Origin of the sequence: Breoghania sp., assembly GCF_963674635.1 — a bacterium.
Taxonomy (GTDB): Bacteria; Pseudomonadota; Alphaproteobacteria; order Rhizobiales; family Stappiaceae; genus Breoghania.
Window position 1 is genome coordinate 456,294 of the sequence record NZ_OY771475.1, and the last position, 15,228, is coordinate 471,521.

The following is a 15,228-nucleotide window of genomic DNA, read 5'->3' on the forward strand; positions in this document are numbered from 1 at the left end:
CAGAATGCACCTGTCTTGCACCGGGCGGACAGGGAATGGCGGGCGGATGATGCGCCCCGCACAGCCTGGCTTGCGAGGCGGGGCGGCACACCCCACACTAGAGGGAGGATCGCGTGAGCGATCGAAAGCCGTTTCTGTGAGGAGGGGCATGGCCCAAGAAAAAACGCCGACACAACGCCCGCATTCAACCGCGCCTGACAAGGCTGTAGGCCGGACAGTCGAGCCCACATCTCCCTCAAGCCGTGGGGAAATCGATGCCTTTCTGCAGAAGACCCGCGACCTGGCGGCGGCCAAGCCCGCGCAGACGGGGCGCGGGCGGCTGGTCTTCGCACTCGATGCGACCATGAGCCGGCAACCGACATGGGATACGGCCTGCGCCATCCAGGGGGACATGTTCGCCACGACCGCCGCCATTGGCGGGCTGGACGTGCAGCTTGTCTATTTCCGCGGGATGGGGGAGTGCCGGGCGAGCAAATGGGCAAGTGATGCGAACCGGCTTGGCGGCCTGATGAGCCGGATTTCCTGCCGTGGCGGACACACGCAGATCCGCAAGGTGCTGAACCACACGCTCACGGAAACGCGCCAGCGCAAGGTACAGGCTCTCGTCTATGTGGGGGACTGCATGGAGGAAAACGCCGACGATCTGTGCGCTCTGGCGGGCGAGTTGGGTATGCTCGGCGTTCCCGTCTTCGTTTTTCAGGAGGGGGCCGAGCCCACCGCAGAAGCAACTTTCAGGGAAATCGCCCGTCTCACGAACGGGGCATTCTGCCGGTTTTCTTCTGGATCCGCGCAGGAGTTGCGCGACCTCCTGTCGGCTGTGGCGACCTATGCTGCGGGCGGGCGCGAGGCGCTGGAGGATTTGAGCAGGCGGGGCGGCGCGGGCGCGCGGTTGCTGATCGGCCAGATGCGCTGAGCGGACGCCACGAGCTTAAGGACAGGTGGAAGAAAGTCCCTTCGGGGCCCGCGGCGGTGTGCGGCGGACAAGGACGGAAACACGCATGGTTTTCTTCATCATTGGCGCGGTGCTCCTGGTGCTGGGTCTCTTTTTCGCCAACAGTTTCCTGCGGGCGGACCCGGCCCGGTTGGCCTATTGGGTGAAGATGGCAGGGGGCGTGCTGCTGCTTGTCGTGGCTGGCGGGCTGTTTTTTGCCGGGCGCTTCGGCTTTGCGCTTCCGCTGCTGCTGTTCGCTTTCTCGATCTTCGGGTCAGCGCGTGGCATCCCCGGTTTCGGCCGCACCGCTTCGAAGCCCTCGGGTGGGCAACGTTCCACGGTGCGTTCGGCGATGCTGGAAATGGAACTGGATCACGACACCGGAGACTTGCAGGGCCTCGTGATCGCCGGCGAGTATGAAGGGCGCCGTCTGGACGAACTCGACCGGGACGAGACCCTCGCTCTTTGGAGGCTCACGGAAAGTGATCCGGAAAGCCGCGCGTTACTCGAAGCTTATCTCGACCGCAGGCATGCCGGATGGCGTGTAGACTTCGAGGCGGATGGAGCACCGGGGCATGACAGCCCTGCGGGATCTGGCCCCATGAGCCAGGAGGAGGCCTATCAGGTGCTTGGGCTTGCGCCCGGCGCCAGCGAGGCGGAAGTCCGAGCGGCCCACAGACGGCTCATGCTTCGAATGCACCCCGACCAGGGCGGATCTACGTTCCTTGCGGCCAAGATCAACGAGGCCAAGGACAGGCTTCTCAGAAATCATGGTTCCTCCCATACGCGAAACTAGCTGGAGGCTGGAAAGTCTGGGGCGAGGGCATGACAGTTTCGCTCCTGGCTTTCCGAAGTCACGACCGGTGGAGGATACGCTTCCGCCGGTCGCAGGCGATATTACTGGGTGGCGTAACAGCCGATCTTTGCTTTTTTCAGGGCCTTGCAAGCTGCGACGGCGGCGTCCTGATCAGGAAAGCCGGCGAAGCGGGCGCGGTATAGAGTTTCTCCCTTGCTCTCGACGGCTTCGGTGAAGGGCTGACGGTTGCGCAGCGTCGTTCCGGCCTTGGCCTGAACCTTCTCAAGCATGGCGAGCGCACCTTCCTTCGTCGGTGCGGCCGCGATCTGGACGTGCCAGCCTTCCGGGCGCTTGGGCTGTGCGATCTTGGCGACAGGCTTTGCCAGAGCGAGCGAGGCCGTATGGATCTCGCTGTCGGGCTGGGCGGCGTAACCAAGCGGGGCCGGAGCCGGGGCGGCGACAGATGCTGTCACGACCGGCGTCCTGCGTTGGGCGATCGGCGCCGGGGGCAGGGACGCAGGTGTTGCCGGCTTGGCGTCTGTGCCCAGCTCGGAGGCCTTTGCGAGGGCATGGGCCCGGGCAATCACGGTATTGATGGCCTTGGGAGCGGGCAGGACACTCGCCGTTTCGATGGTGGATTCCGGATCGGCATCACCTTCCGCGATGGCGGGGGGGACGAGATCATCCACGGTTTCAGGCGCCATGTCGGGGATTTCGTCTTCGGACAGGACCGGGGGCAGCGGCACATTGGCGACCACGATGGGCGCCTGGGGCGCGCTCTCGGCGAAGAAGGGCTTCTTGTTGGGAAGCGGGGCCTTGCGGGCGATGACGATGGAATCGCGTTTGGGGCCGCGGCTCGCCTTAGGCAGGTACTGGGCGATAAGCGTGCGCATCTGCGCATCGCGGGATGCGCCGGTGCGCCCGCCGAAGACAACGGCCACGATGTGGCGTCCGTCCTTGCGGACCGAGGTCACGAGATTGAAGCCGGAGGCGCGGATGTAGCCGGTCTTGATGCCGTCGACGCCGTTCACCCGGCCCAGCAACCGGTTGTGGTTGCCATAGCGGCGGCCGTTATAGGTGAAGACGCGCGTGGAGAAGTGCTTGTAGTAGGTCGGGAACCGCTCCTGGATGGCGCGGCCGAGGCGCGCCATATCGGCAGCGGTGGTCCACTGCTGAGAGTTCGGCAGGCCGGAGGCATTGCGAAACTGGGTGCGGCGCATGCCAAGCCGACGGGCCGTCTTGGTCATACGGCGCGCGAAGGCGGGCTCAGAGCCGGCGATGTTCTCCGCAACGGTCGCGGCCACGTCATTGGCGGACTTGGTGACAAGCGCGCCGATCGCGTCCTTGACGGAAATCGTCTGGCCGGGGCGCAGCCCGACCTTGGAGGGCGGCATTCCGGCGGAATGACGAGACGCCTTCAGGCGCGTGCTCATCGACATGCGCCCCGCCTCCAGCTCCTCGAACAGCACATAGAGCGTCATGATCTTGGTGAGGGAGGCCGGGTAACGGCGCGAATTGGCGTGATTGGCGTAGAGCACCTTTCCGGTCTTGGCGTCCACGACGATGCCTGAGTATTTGGAGTTGGCCGAAGCCTGTGGCGCCATTGAAACGGCAGCGACAGTGGCGATACAGACAATCGCACATGCCCGGATCAGCGTCGAAAGCACAGTGGTTCGACGTTTGCGACATTGCATGATCGAGACAACCCCAATTTACCGACCGGTTTCGCTCTCGGCTTCCGGCTTGAACACATTGACTTTTCGGTATCAAGACGTGTCAGGGCTGCATGTCGGCCCCTCGCGGATCCTGTCCGGTAACCGTCTTGAACTTCCCTTCGTGACCCTCTTTCGGGGCCCATGCGCAACGACCCTGTCGTTTTCGCAACATGTATTCAGCATGCCGAAACGCGGTTACGAATCTGTAAAGCCGCATCGAGAAATTATAGGGAAGCGTCTCGCTTCGGGACGACTGTAAAAGATTTTGCAGTGCAATATTCATCCATTGACATTTTTTGTGCAGTGCATATAATTCCTGGTATTGGTTCTGGTGCCCGGAATTCCCCGGGGGCTTCGTCGTGAGTGCAAATGAAGATGGGGTTCAACAATATGATTAACGGGTTTGACGAGTTGCAGAAGGCAAGCAAGGACAACATGGATATGGCCACCAAGAGCTTCGGCGCTGTTTCCAAGGGCCTTCAGGCAATCGCCACGGAATATGCCGACTACTCCAAAAAGTCGATCGAGCAGTCCACCGCCGCCTTTGAAAAGATGATTGCCGCCAAGTCTCCGGACAAGGCTTTTGAGATTCAGTCCGACTACATGAAAAGCGCCTACGAGAGCATGGTTGGTGAGTTCAACAAGCTCTCGGAGATGTACATGGACCTCGGCAAGGAGGCCTACAAGCCCTATGAGGGGCTGGCGGCCAAGGCGTCCGGCAAGTAAGGCTGCCATTTCAGGCGGTCCGGAGTTGTCAGGACCGGCGCGTTCGCCTCTTCCCGCGTCGCGAGCAAGCATCTTGTGTGCTTTGAGTGTCTGAGGCGGTGCAGCTCGCAGATGGCGTGATATTCAGAAGGCCCGGCTTGCCGGGCCTTTTCTTGTTTTGGGCAGGGGTTTTCGCGTCTTTTGGGGAGGGGCTTCCGCGTCCCGATCGCCTGCGGTGTCGCTGCTCATTCCTGCTCATCCCTCGGCCAAGGCCATCGCCTTGCTCGCAACTCCCCGGATGCCCCTTCGGGGAAGGCCTGATGTGAAGCAGGCGGTTTGCCGTCAACTTTCACTTTTTTGATCATGGAGACGGCGCGAATGCGGGTAAGCCCCATTGCGCATGCCGTTGAGCGGCTTACAATCCTATTAACGTGACCTACATAATGCCCTGTGAAGGTGTGCTTCTCGGCATCTTTTCGGATCTGGGCCGGGTGCGCTTCGGGTGTTCCATCTGCCGCCGATGTGAGGCGTGAGGTGATCCCTGGGACGGCCTTGGGTGGTTTGGATGTCGGGATGGTGTGCCTGTCGAGGGGCGATCCGCCCGCTAATGAGGCGAAGTCCCGCGTCAATGATGGTGCGATAGCACGGTGTCGCTCGGGCTCCGGCCCGATCGGTTGACAGGCATGTATCCAGCCTGCTCCGTTTCCGCCTGCGTCTTCGGGCCAGGGGCTTGCCAAAGGGCGATCGCGAACGAAATGAGAGCGGGAACGAAGCCGACAGTGAAGACGAAAGCGACAGTGAAGACGCGATCGAGCATGAATGCGACGCCGAATACCGGGCCGAATACAGGGCCAAATACGGGAACGGCGTCGGGACTGAACGGGGGACCGGGCATGAGGACGGTGCCTCAGTTGGGTGAGGGCCATCTCGCGGCGGGGTCGAGCGATGCTGCCGGGGGTGGATGTGTTTCGAGCCCAGAGGCGGCAAGCGATGGTGTCGTGGACGCTGTCAGGCAGGCATGTTTCGACAGTGCCTTGTCACAGGTCATGGCGCCGAGAATGGCCAAGGATGAAGATGATTCTGGTGATGGCGACATAGGAACCGTTGTCGTCACCAAGACGAAACCGAAGACGAAGCGGCCGAACATGTATCGTGTGCTGCTTCTGAACGACGATTACACGCCGATGGAATTCGTCGTGCATGTGCTGGAGCGGTTTTTTCAGAAGAACCTGGAAGATGCCACTCGCATCATGTTGCACGTCCACCATCATGGAGTGGGTGAATGCGGCGTATTCACCTACGAAGTTGCCGAAACGAAGGTGACCCAAGTGATGGACTTTGCGCGGAAGCACCAGCATCCGCTGCAATGCGTCATGGAGAAGAAATAAGGGGACCCACGTGCCGTCATTCTCCCGGAGCCTGGAAAAAGCACTGCATCAGGCGCTTGCCTATGCAAATGACCGCAACCAGGAATACGCGACGCTCGAACACCTGTTGCTCGCGCTGATCGATGATCAGGACGCGGCTGCGGTGATGCGTGCCTGCAACGTCGATCTGGACCTGCTGCGGCGCAACCTCATCGAATATGTAGATACCGAGCTTGAGAACCTCGTCCACGATTCCGACGACGATTCCAAGCCCACGGCTGGATTCCAGCGCGTGATCCAGCGCGCCGTCATCCATGTGCAGTCGTCCGGTCGCGAGGAGGTGACCGGCGCCAATGTGCTGGTGGCGATTTTCGCCGAACGCGAGAGCCATGCGGCCTATTTCCTGCAGGAGCAGGACATGACCCGCTACGATGCGGTCAATTACATCTCGCACGGCATCGCCAAGCGCTCAGGCTCATCCGAGCACCGTCCGGTGCGCGGCGCGGACGAGGAGGCTGCGACCGTGGAGGATCAAGAGACGCCGAAAAAGAAGACGGATGCCCTGGAGGCCTATTGCGTCAATCTCAACGAGAAGGCGCGTGGCGGCAAGATCGATCCGCTCATCGGGCGGGCGAAGGAAATCCAGCGCACCATTCAGGTCCTGTGCCGTCGCCAGAAGAACAATCCGCTCTTTGTGGGCGATCCGGGCGTGGGCAAGACGGCCATTGCGGAAGGTCTTGCGCTTCGCATCGTCAATGGCGACGTGCCAGAAGTGTTGAGCGAATCCACGATCTTCTCGCTCGACATGGGCTCGCTTCTGGCGGGGACGCGTTATCGCGGCGATTTCGAAGAACGGCTGAAACAGGTCGTGAAGGAGATCGAGGATTATCCCGGCGCCATCATGTTCATCGATGAAATCCATACGGTGATTGGTGCCGGCGCGACCTCGGGCGGGGCGATGGACGCCTCCAATCTGCTGAAGCCTGCTCTTGCGTCGGGGGCCATCCGGTGCGTCGGATCCACGACCTACAAGGAGTACCGACAGTTCTTCGAGAAGGACCGTGCACTTGTGCGCCGGTTCCAGAAGATCGACGTGAACGAGCCGTCGGTGAGTGACGCGATCGAGATCCTGAAGGGGCTCAAGCCCTATTTCGAGACCTATCACAAGGTTCGCTACACCAACGACGCCATCAAGACGGCGGTGGAGTTGTCGGCCCGCTACATTTCCGACCGCAAGCTGCCGGACAAGGCGATCGATGTGATCGACGAGACCGGGGCCTCGCAGATGCTGCTGCCGGAATCCCGTCGTCGCAAGACCATCGGGGTGAAGGAGATCGAATCCACCATCGCCACGATGGCGCGCATTCCGCCAAAGACTGTGTCGCGGGACGACGCGGAGATGCTCTCAGGCCTTTCCGCATCGCTCAAGCGGGTCGTCTACGGGCAGGATACGGCGATCGATGCGCTGTCGTCGGCCATCAAGCTGGCGCGTGCGGGCCTTCGCGAGCCGGAAAAGCCCATCGGGTCCTATCTCTTCTCTGGCCCGACCGGCGTCGGCAAGACAGAGGTTGCCCGTCAGCTTGCCTCCTCGCTGGGGGTGGAGCTGATCCGTTTCGACATGTCGGAATATATGGAGCGGCACACGGTCTCGCGTTTGATCGGTGCGCCTCCGGGCTATGTCGGCTTCGATCAGGGCGGTCTTCTGACTGATGGCGTCGACCAGAACCCGCATTGCGTGCTTCTGCTTGACGAGATCGAGAAGGCGCATCCGGACCTGTTCAACATCCTGTTGCAGGTGATGGACCACGGCAAACTGACCGATCACAACGGCAAGACGGTCGATTTCCGCAATGTGATCCTGATCATGACCACGAATGCGGGCGCATCCGATATGGCCAAGGAGGCCATCGGGTTTGCGCGCACGAAGCGGGAAGGCGACGACAAGGAAGCGATCAACCGGCTGTTCACGCCGGAATTCCGCAATCGCCTGGATGCGATCATCCCCTTCGGCAATCTGCCGATGGAAGTCGTCTACCAGATCGTCAACAAGTTCGTCATGCAGCTTGAGGCCCAGCTGGCCGATCGCGGCGTGACGTTCGAACTGACCGACGAGGCCGTGAAGTGGCTGGCGGATAATGGCTATGACCAGCAGATGGGCGCGCGCCCGCTGGCCCGCGTCATCCAGGAGAACATCAAGCGGCCCTTGGCCGATGAGGTTCTATTCGGCAAGCTCAAAAAGGGCGGAACGGTGAAGGTCTCGGTGGAGACACCGGAAGGTGGCAAGCCCGGCCTTATCCTTGAATCCATCGAGGACGCGCCGGTTCAGCCCAAGAAGCCATCCGCTCCGAAGAAGAAAAAGCCTGCTGCCAAGGCCAAGGTTTCCGCCAAGGCCTCCGGTTCGGATGAGGGCAAGAAGCGCTCCCTGGTCCCGAAGGTTCCGCTTGCCGACTGATCGGCATGCGCGTTGAAAGCGAAAAGGCCGGCTTCCACACGGAGGTCGGCCTTTTTTATGCGCATGCGGGGGCGCCCCTTCAGACGGAACCTTTTGCCCGGGCTGTGTCGCCGGTAATGAAGTGAAGGGTGTGGGGCGACCGCGCGCGCAAAAGTGACCTAAGGTATGTGCTTGCCGCATGGCAGCGCGATGTTGTCATGCAGGTGGCGGGCTGACGCAGCGGATTTAGATTGTTAGGGTGTGCGTCCTGCATTTTAAAATTTCCAAATGGAATCGCCCCTTGTCCGTTTCTGATGACGCCGGAAATCCGGAATCACATCTTCCTGCTCGTGTCTGGTTTTTTCGCGGGGCGCGCGCGATCGTGTCTCTGCCAGCGGTCATCCTGACGGCTGCCTTTGTCGGTTACGCGGGTCTGGCGCGCGAAAGCGGTCTTTCGCTTGGCGAGACGCTGATGCTGACCGGGCTTGTCTGGGCGCTGCCCTCCATTGTGGTGATGACGGGCGCGCTCACCTCGGGCATGGGGCTCATTCCCGCCGCCATCGCCGTGGCGCTTGCTTCGGTGCGGCTCATGCCGATGACCGTGGCGCTGGTGCCGATCCTGCGTGAGGAAGATGGGAAGACCCCGCGCTGGAAACTCTTTGTCGCCTCGCATTTCGTGGCGGTGACGGCCTGGGTCTATGCCATGATCCATCTGCCGCATATTCCTAGATCCGGGCGATTGCCGTTCTTTGTCGGCTTTGGCGGCACGATCTCCACTTTCGTCTTCTGCATGACGGCGGTGTCCTATCTGATGGTGGGGGCGATGCCCAAGCCGCTGACGGCGGCGCTGTTCCTGCTGACCCCGGTCTATTTCCTGTGTTCGCTTTGGGGCGCTTCGCGGCTTTCGGCTGAAAAATCGGCGATGATCGCGGGGCTGGTGCTTGGGCCAATTTTCCATATCTACCTGCCCGGGCTCGACCTTCTGTGGACCGGTCTTCTCGGCGGAACGCTTGCCTATGCGGGCACGCGCCTTGCCCGGGCGGTGCGCTCATGAGCGCGGCGGCGGAAGCGTGGTGGTGGCCCTATGTGATGATCATTGTCGCGGGGTGGCTGGCGACGGATATCTGGCGCTGGATCGGGGTGATGGTTTCCGGGCGCCTGCGCGAGGACAGCGAGATCCTCGGTTGGGTCAAGGCCGTGGCGACCGCGCTGGTGGCGGGTGTGATCGCCCGTCTGATCCTGTTTCCAAGCGGGGCGCTGGCGGAAGCGCCGATGTGGCTGCGTGTGGCGGCGGCGCTTGCGGGCTTTGTTGCCTTTCTGGGGGCGGGGCAACGCCTGATCTTCGGCGTGGTGAGCGCGGAAGTCGTGCTGATCGGCGGTTGGCTGGCGCTTGGGCTCTAGCTTCGCTTGATCCGGGGAGGGGCCGCAGGCGCGCGGTTCGCGCGCCTGTTTTCGCGGTCACCCTTCCGGTTGGAGTTTCTGGTCAGGCGAGCGCGCGGCGGATCTGCTCTGCCTGTGAGGCGAGCGTGTCCTGGTCGCCCATTTCGCCGGTGTGCGGGCGCAGGCTGACGCCGGCGAAACGCGGGATCACGTGAAAGTGGGTGTGGAAGACGGCTTGTCCGCCCGCTTCTTCGGAAAACTGCTGGATGGTGCACCCATCGGCTTCAAAGGCGGCGACCGCGGCGCGAGCCAGCTTCTGGACGCTTTGAATCAGGGCGGTCAGATCATTGGTGGCAATATCGTAGATGTTGCGGGACGGGGCTTTGGGGATCACCAGAACGTGGCCGTCGCCGCGTGGCATGACATCCATGAAGGCCAGGGTGGTCTCGTCCTCATAGACCTTGTGGCACGGCAATTCGCCACGAAGGATCTTGGCGAAGACATTCTGGTCGTCATACTCGGGCGTGGTCATGGAGTCGCGTTCCCTTCCTGTTGATGCTGCTTGTCTGTCTATATCCGATATCGACCGGATACAAAACGCGACTTGAGCCCTAAGGCCTGCTTCGAGGTCGGGGTGAACACGCTCACAATCCGATTCAACGGGGCCGTTTTCACGAGTCGCGCCAGTGCCTTGGCGTGCCCTGTGAATCCGGTCTCATCGGTGTTTGTAGGGGGCGTGCTCGTTGAGCAGTTCCTGTTCTTCGGCGACCGCACGGCGTTCGTCTTCCAGAAAATCCTCCACCGCATGGCGCAGGCCCGCATGCGCGATCCAGTGGGCGGACCAGGTGGTGTGGGCAAGGTAGCCGCGCGCCAGCTTGTGCGCCCCCTGTGCGCCTGCTTCGACGCGCGAAAGGCCATGGCGGATCGCGTAGTCGATGGCCTGATGATAGCAGACCTCGAAATGCAGGAAGGGGTGGTCCTCGGTGCAACCCCAGTAGCGGCCATAGAGCGTGTCGGAGCCGATCATGTTGAGGGCGCCCGCAATGTAGCGCCCCTCGCGTTTGGCCATGACCAGAAGGACCCGCTCCCCGAGCCTCTCGCCCAGTAATGAGAAGAAGGTGCGGTTCAGGTAAGGGCGACCCCATTTGCGCGAACCGGTGTCCATGTAGAAGGCGTAGAAGGCGTCCCAATGATCTTCGGTGATCGCGTCGCCAGTCAGCCACTCGATGGTGATCTCGCCTTCCTGAAGTGCCTCACGCCGTTCCCGCTTCACCGCCTTGCGCTTGCGCGACGACAGCGAGGACAGGAAGTCGTCGAAGCTTGCGTAGTCGCGATTGACCCAGTGGAATTGGCGGTCGGTTCTCAGGAGGAAATTTTCACGTTCCAGAAGGCGCGCTTCGGCCTTGGTCAGGAAAGTGAGGTGCACCGACGATGTGCCGAGTTGCGCACACAGTTCATGGAGCCCGGCAGCCAGAATCCTGCGTCCGGTCTCAATGTCGAGATCGGGGCTCACCAACAGGCGTCGGCCGGTCGCGGGCGTGAAGGGCACGCTCACTTGGAGCTTGGGATAGTAGCGTCCGCCCGCGCGCTCAAAGGCATCCGCCCAGCCGTAATCGAAGACATATTCCCCTTGCGAGTGCGATTTCACATAGCAGGGGCAGGTGGCCAGCGGTGTGCCTGCGCTGTCCTCAAGAACCAGGTGTCGAGGCATCCATCCGGTGCGGGCGCTCACGCAACCCGCATCTTCGAGTGTGCGTAGAAATGCGTGTGAAATGAATGGGTTAAAGGCGGTTTCTTCAGGGTCTGATTCCGCTTCCTGATGTGCTGATTCAAGCGGTGTGGGGGCGCTTCCCGCCGCTTCACGTGTCGAGTCACCTGCCTTGCAATCCGATTCATCCAGGTCGCTCAAAGTCCCTGTGGGACTTGTGATTTTTGATCCTGAGGCTGTGCGGTCGGGGGCTGCTTCATGTGTTGATTCAAGTCGGCCGCCCTCGTGGAGGGTCCAGTGCGGGTTTGCCATTCGGTCCCAGCTCGCGGCGGATATGTCGCCGAGCGTGGAGAGCACACGGATGATGTGTTCGGGTTTTTCGGTCATCGCTCGCCGGTTCGCGGGTGGGTTGCCTGATAGATCTAGTGTGCCTTGCGCGCAGGTCCATGCGAAGGCGGTCCTTACACGGATCCTCCCTGTCGTTTTAACAGGGGCGAGGCTTGTCAGATCCGGCTCGGATCGAAGCCTTCGAACACGATCTGATCGGCGTATCGGGCCGCGGCAGCGCGGTCGTTGGCGGTGCGCACGGTCCAGGTGATCACCGGCACACGGAAGACAGTCTTGAAGAACCACACCGCGGGGGCGGGGAGCGATCGGATGCCGTAGGAAATGAAATCGGGGCGGGTGCGCGGCCAGTGCAGCAGGTTGCGCAGGATGAACCGCTCCATCAGGCCGAAGCGGCGATAGTCGGCCCCGGACGTGTCTTCCGCGATGATGCCGCGTGGCAGAGCCGGAGCAAGGCTGCGGATATTGGCGAGCATTTCCGGATCGAAGGTCTTGAGCGCCACCGGCCCGTCATAGCTTGCGAGCCTTGCGGCGACGGTCTCCACGAAGGCGCGCTGGCCGTCGCGGGCATTGAGCGACTTCATCTCGATGATCAGCGGCACACGGCCTGCCACCATCTCCAGAAGCGCGTCGAGATCCCACAGCGTGTCGGTGCCGTCGCGCATGGGAATGGAGGTGAGTTCGGAAAGCGGACGGGACCGCACAGGCCCCGTCTCGCATGTCAATCTGTCCAGATCATTGTCGTGAAAGACAAGGGCGCCTTGCTCCGCGGTTTCCTGAAGATCGACCTCTATGGCGAAGCCGCGCTCGAGAGCTGCGGCCACGGCCGAGGGCGAATTCTCGATGCGCCCGGCGGAGGCTTCGTGGAAGCCGCGATGGGCGATCGGGGTCGCTGTGAGCCACTCGGGTGCGGGCATGGCGCTGTGTCTCCGGATGGGCCGCGGGATCAGGCCAGTTCGAAGATCGCCTCGATTTCCACGGCGACGCCGAAGGGCAGGGCCGCAACGCCAACGGCGGAGCGGGCGTGGCGTCCCTTTTCGCCCAGAGCTTCGACCATGAAGTCCGAAGCGCCGTTGACCACTTTCGGCTGATCGCCGAAATCGGCGGTGGAGTTGACGAAGGCGGTGAGTTTCACCAAGCGCGCGATGCGTTCCAGATCGCCGGTCGCGGCCTTGGCCTGCGCCAGCAGATTGATCGCGCAAAGACGCGCGGCCTTCTGGCCGTCTTCCACGGACATGGTCTCGCCACAACGACCCTGAAATTTCAGCCCCTCGGAATCAGACGGGAGCTGGCCGGACACGTAGAGGTGCAGGCCGCTGACCACATAGGGAACGTAGTTGGCGGCGGGGGCTGCGGGGCTTGGCAAGGTGACGCCGAGTTCGGCAAGCTTGGATTCGATGGTGCCGGTCATGAGAAAGACTCCGGTCAGAGGGGGGAGGGGAAAAGTGCGGGGAGATTGGCCCAATTCGGGGCTGGCGGCAACTGCCAAGCCTCGCGTCTTTTCAGTGCGTTCAAAGTAGCGCATGGTGGTTTCGCCCGGTTTTGTCCGGGTTGGTGCAGACAAGACGACCGGCTCAGCCTTTGGCGATGGGACCGGCGCGTCCGTTTCGAAAGGTCGTCCGGTGCGGCAACTCGGTCTTCGTTTTTCGCGAATCTCTTCTTCTGGCGCGATGATCGCCGCGCTGGCGGGCGGCCTTGTCGCGGCGCCTGTCGCCGTTTCTGCACAGGAGACCGCCGATCTCGTGCCGCATCGCGCCGTCTACGATCTCTCGCTGGATCACGCATCGGATCGCGCAGGGATCTCCGGTGTTGATGGGCGCATCGTCTACGATATCAGCGGCTCGCGGTGCGAGGGATACACCTCCACCTTTCGTCTGGTGATGCGCATTTTCGATACCCAGGGCAAATCACAGCTCTCCGACCTGCAAAGCTCCGCTTTCGAGCTGGACGGAGAATACAATTTCACCGTTCGCACCTTCGCAAATGGTGCCCCCATCGAGGACACGCTCGGCGTGGCGGTTCATGGGGAAGACAGCATCGAGGTCACACTGAAACGACCGGAAGAGGAGGCCGTCTCCATCGAAGGCAAGGCGCTTTTCCCGACAGAACACACGTCCGCAATCCTGGCCACCGCGCGCGCCGGTGAGCATCTTCTGCAGGCCAGCGCCTTTGACGGTTCGGAGGATGGCAAGGTCTCTTTCCCGACGCTCACCGTGATCGGTGCGCCCATCAAGGAGCCGGCGCAGGACAAGGCGGCGGGTGATCCGGGGGAACAGAACGCGCGCGCCATGGATGATCCGGCGGAGGTCGCCAAGATCGATGGAAAGCGCGCCTGGCCGGTGACCGTCAGCTATTACAGTGCCAACACGCGCATGGAAGAAAGCGAGCCGGAGTACCAGGTTTCGTTCATGCTCTATGAGAACGGCATCACCCGTCGGCTGCGGATGGATTACGGGGAATTTGCCGTGGCCGGGGCGTTGAAAAGCCTCGAGCTTCACGATCCGGCACCGGCGTGCCCGACGGACTAGGGCTGCGCTCCTAGCGCTTGCCGCGCCACACAAGGCCCAGTTCCACCGCGTCCTTGCCGAATTTCTCTCGCAACGCATCCACCGCGTGTTCCGCCTTGGCGGCGCGGGTGGCGGCCTCGTCGACGAGATCGGCGGGATCTGCGAAGGCGGCGTCGCATAAATCGCCCGCGCCAATCCCGAGCAGACGGAAGCGGCGGCCATTGGCTTCCGCCTGAAGAAGGTCGCGCCCGGTTCGGAATATCCGGTCCGCGAGCTGGGTCGGGTCGCTCAGCTGCCGGGTACGGGTGTGAAGCCGAAAATCCGGTGTCTTGAGCTTCAATGTGACCGAGCGTCCGGCAATCCCGGCCTTTTTCAGCCGCGCAGAGACCTTCTCCGAGAGTTTCCGCAGGATACGGATGAGTTCGTCCGGATCGGAGATATCCGTGTTGAACGTCGTCTCGGCGGACACGCTCTTGGCTTCGCTGTCGGGGGTCACCTTTCGCGCGTCGCGGCCTTGCGACAGGCGGGCGAGCCTGAGCCCCATCGCCCCGTAACGGCGCGCCAGATCCGCCTCGTCGGCCTGCTGTAACTGGCCGATCGTGCGGATGCCGTCGGCGGCGAGTTTCGCCTCCATCGCCTTGCCCACGCCCCAGATCCGCTTCACCGGCATCTGTGCAAGAAGAGCAACGGTTTCCGCCTTGCCGATAACGGAAAAGCCGCGCGGCTTGTCCATGTCGGAGGCCATCTTGGCGAGGAACTTGTTGTGGGAGAGGCCGACGGAGACCGAAATGCCGATCTCGCGTTCCACGGTTGCGGCGAAGCGGGCGAGCGTTTCGGCCGGACTTGCGTGATGCAGGCGCTCGGTTCCCGTCAGGTCGAGGAAGGCCTCGTCGATGGAGAGCGGTTCCACCAGCGGCGTGAGCGCCCGCATCATGTCGCGGATCTGATGGCCGACGCGGGTGTATTTCTCCATGTTGGGCGGCAGGACCACCGCATCCGGACAGGCTTCCAGCGCCTTGAACATGGGCATGGCGGAATGCACGCCGGAGATGCGCGCGATGTAGCAGGCGGTGGAGACGACGCCGCGCGTCTGGCCGCCGATGATCACGGGCTTGTCGAGCAGGTCCGGGTTGTCGCGCTTCTCGATGGAGGCATAGAAGGCGTCGCAATCGATATGGGCGATGGCGAGCTGGTCGAGTTCATCGTGACGGAGGAGGCGGGGGCTGCCGCAGCTCGGGCACCGGCGGGCATCGGCCCGTGCGCGCTCAAGGCAATCGCGGCAAAGCGCGCGCCGGGGCATCGCGGCGGATAGCGACGCATCGGGCTGACCGGGCTCGGGTGTG

14 protein-coding genes are annotated in these 15,228 nt (G+C 62.4%); 8 read left to right on the forward strand and 6 right to left on the reverse strand.

Going from position 1 to position 15,228, the window contains the following annotated elements; all coding sequences use genetic code 11:
- Positions 1-148: 148 nt before the first annotated feature.
- Both ABGM93_RS02120 and ABGM93_RS02125 read left to right on the forward strand, forming a co-directional pair.
- Positions 149-913 (forward strand): VWA domain-containing protein, encoded by a 765-nt coding sequence (locus ABGM93_RS02120; RefSeq protein ID WP_321503052.1) that lies wholly within the window; start codon positions 149-151, stop codon positions 911-913.
- Between the two features lie 85 nt (positions 914-998).
- Complete coding sequence (locus tag ABGM93_RS02125) at positions 999-1,727, forward strand: DnaJ domain-containing protein (protein ID WP_321503053.1); 729 nt, start codon at positions 999-1,001, stop codon at positions 1,725-1,727.
- A gap of 101 nt (positions 1,728-1,828) precedes the next feature.
- On the opposite strand, the gene ABGM93_RS02130 is transcribed toward ABGM93_RS02125, so the two are convergent.
- Positions 1,829-3,394 (reverse strand): D-alanyl-D-alanine carboxypeptidase, encoded by a 1,566-nt coding sequence (locus ABGM93_RS02130; protein WP_321503054.1) that lies wholly within the window; start codon positions 3,392-3,394, stop codon positions 1,829-1,831.
- 438 nt (positions 3,395-3,832) lie between these two features.
- Between ABGM93_RS02130 and ABGM93_RS02135 the strand changes: the two genes are divergently transcribed.
- From ABGM93_RS02135 to ABGM93_RS02155, 5 genes are all read left to right on the forward strand, one after another.
- The gene (locus ABGM93_RS02135; protein ID WP_321503055.1) at positions 3,833-4,168 is read left to right on the forward strand and encodes a phasin family protein; all 336 of its coding nucleotides are present in this window, start codon (positions 3,833-3,835) and stop codon (positions 4,166-4,168) included.
- 1,025 nt (positions 4,169-5,193) lie between these two features.
- Positions 5,194-5,535 (forward strand): ATP-dependent Clp protease adapter ClpS, encoded by a 342-nt coding sequence (clpS, locus tag ABGM93_RS02140; RefSeq protein ID WP_321505697.1) that lies wholly within the window; start codon positions 5,194-5,196, stop codon positions 5,533-5,535.
- Between the two features lie 10 nt (positions 5,536-5,545).
- Positions 5,546-7,966 carry an ATP-dependent Clp protease ATP-binding subunit ClpA gene (clpA, locus tag ABGM93_RS02145; protein WP_321503056.1) on the forward strand — a complete coding sequence of 807 codons (2,421 nt, stop codon included), beginning with the start codon at positions 5,546-5,548 and terminating at the stop codon, positions 7,964-7,966.
- A gap of 361 nt (positions 7,967-8,327) precedes the next feature.
- Positions 8,328-8,999: an AzlC family ABC transporter permease gene (locus ABGM93_RS02150; protein ID WP_321503057.1), complete on the forward strand. Its 672-nt coding sequence runs from the start codon at positions 8,328-8,330 to the stop codon at positions 8,997-8,999.
- On the forward strand, positions 8,996-9,346 hold the full coding sequence (locus ABGM93_RS02155) for an AzlD domain-containing protein (RefSeq protein WP_321337689.1): 351 nt from the start codon (positions 8,996-8,998) through the stop codon (positions 9,344-9,346). Before ABGM93_RS02150 ends, ABGM93_RS02155 begins: the two co-directional genes overlap by 4 nt.
- A gap of 82 nt (positions 9,347-9,428) precedes the next feature.
- On the opposite strand, the gene ABGM93_RS02160 is transcribed toward ABGM93_RS02155, so the two are convergent.
- The 4 genes from ABGM93_RS02160 to ABGM93_RS02175 all read right to left on the reverse strand — a co-directional run bounded on the left by ABGM93_RS02160 (position 9,429) and on the right by ABGM93_RS02175 (position 12,789).
- Positions 9,429-9,857 (reverse strand): HIT domain-containing protein, encoded by a 429-nt coding sequence (locus ABGM93_RS02160; RefSeq protein WP_321503059.1) that lies wholly within the window; start codon positions 9,855-9,857, stop codon positions 9,429-9,431.
- 183 nt (positions 9,858-10,040) lie between these two features.
- Positions 10,041-11,420 carry a GNAT family N-acetyltransferase gene (locus ABGM93_RS02165; RefSeq protein WP_321503061.1) on the reverse strand — a complete coding sequence of 460 codons (1,380 nt, stop codon included), beginning with the start codon at positions 11,418-11,420 and terminating at the stop codon, positions 10,041-10,043.
- Positions 11,421-11,536: 116 nt separating this feature from the next.
- Positions 11,537-12,295, reverse strand: coding sequence for a glycerophosphodiester phosphodiesterase family protein (locus ABGM93_RS02170; RefSeq protein ID WP_321503063.1), 759 nt, complete (start codon positions 12,293-12,295; stop codon positions 11,537-11,539).
- A 29-nt stretch (positions 12,296-12,324) separates the two neighbouring features.
- The gene (locus tag ABGM93_RS02175) at positions 12,325-12,789 is read right to left on the reverse strand and encodes a RidA family protein (RefSeq protein ID WP_319773239.1); all 465 of its coding nucleotides are present in this window, start codon (positions 12,787-12,789) and stop codon (positions 12,325-12,327) included.
- A gap of 112 nt (positions 12,790-12,901) precedes the next feature.
- Here ABGM93_RS02175 and ABGM93_RS02180 point away from each other — a divergent pair, with 112 nt between their 5' ends.
- Positions 12,902-13,906, forward strand: a complete 1,005-nt coding sequence (locus ABGM93_RS02180) for a cell envelope integrity EipB family protein (protein WP_321503065.1) — start codon at positions 12,902-12,904, stop codon at positions 13,904-13,906.
- Between the two features lie 10 nt (positions 13,907-13,916).
- Here the strand turns inward: ABGM93_RS02180 and ABGM93_RS02185 are convergent, their stop codons facing one another.
- The gene (locus ABGM93_RS02185) at positions 13,917-15,185 is read right to left on the reverse strand and encodes a DNA polymerase IV (RefSeq protein WP_321505699.1); all 1,269 of its coding nucleotides are present in this window, start codon (positions 15,183-15,185) and stop codon (positions 13,917-13,919) included.
- Between the last annotated feature and the right edge of the window lie 43 nt (positions 15,186-15,228).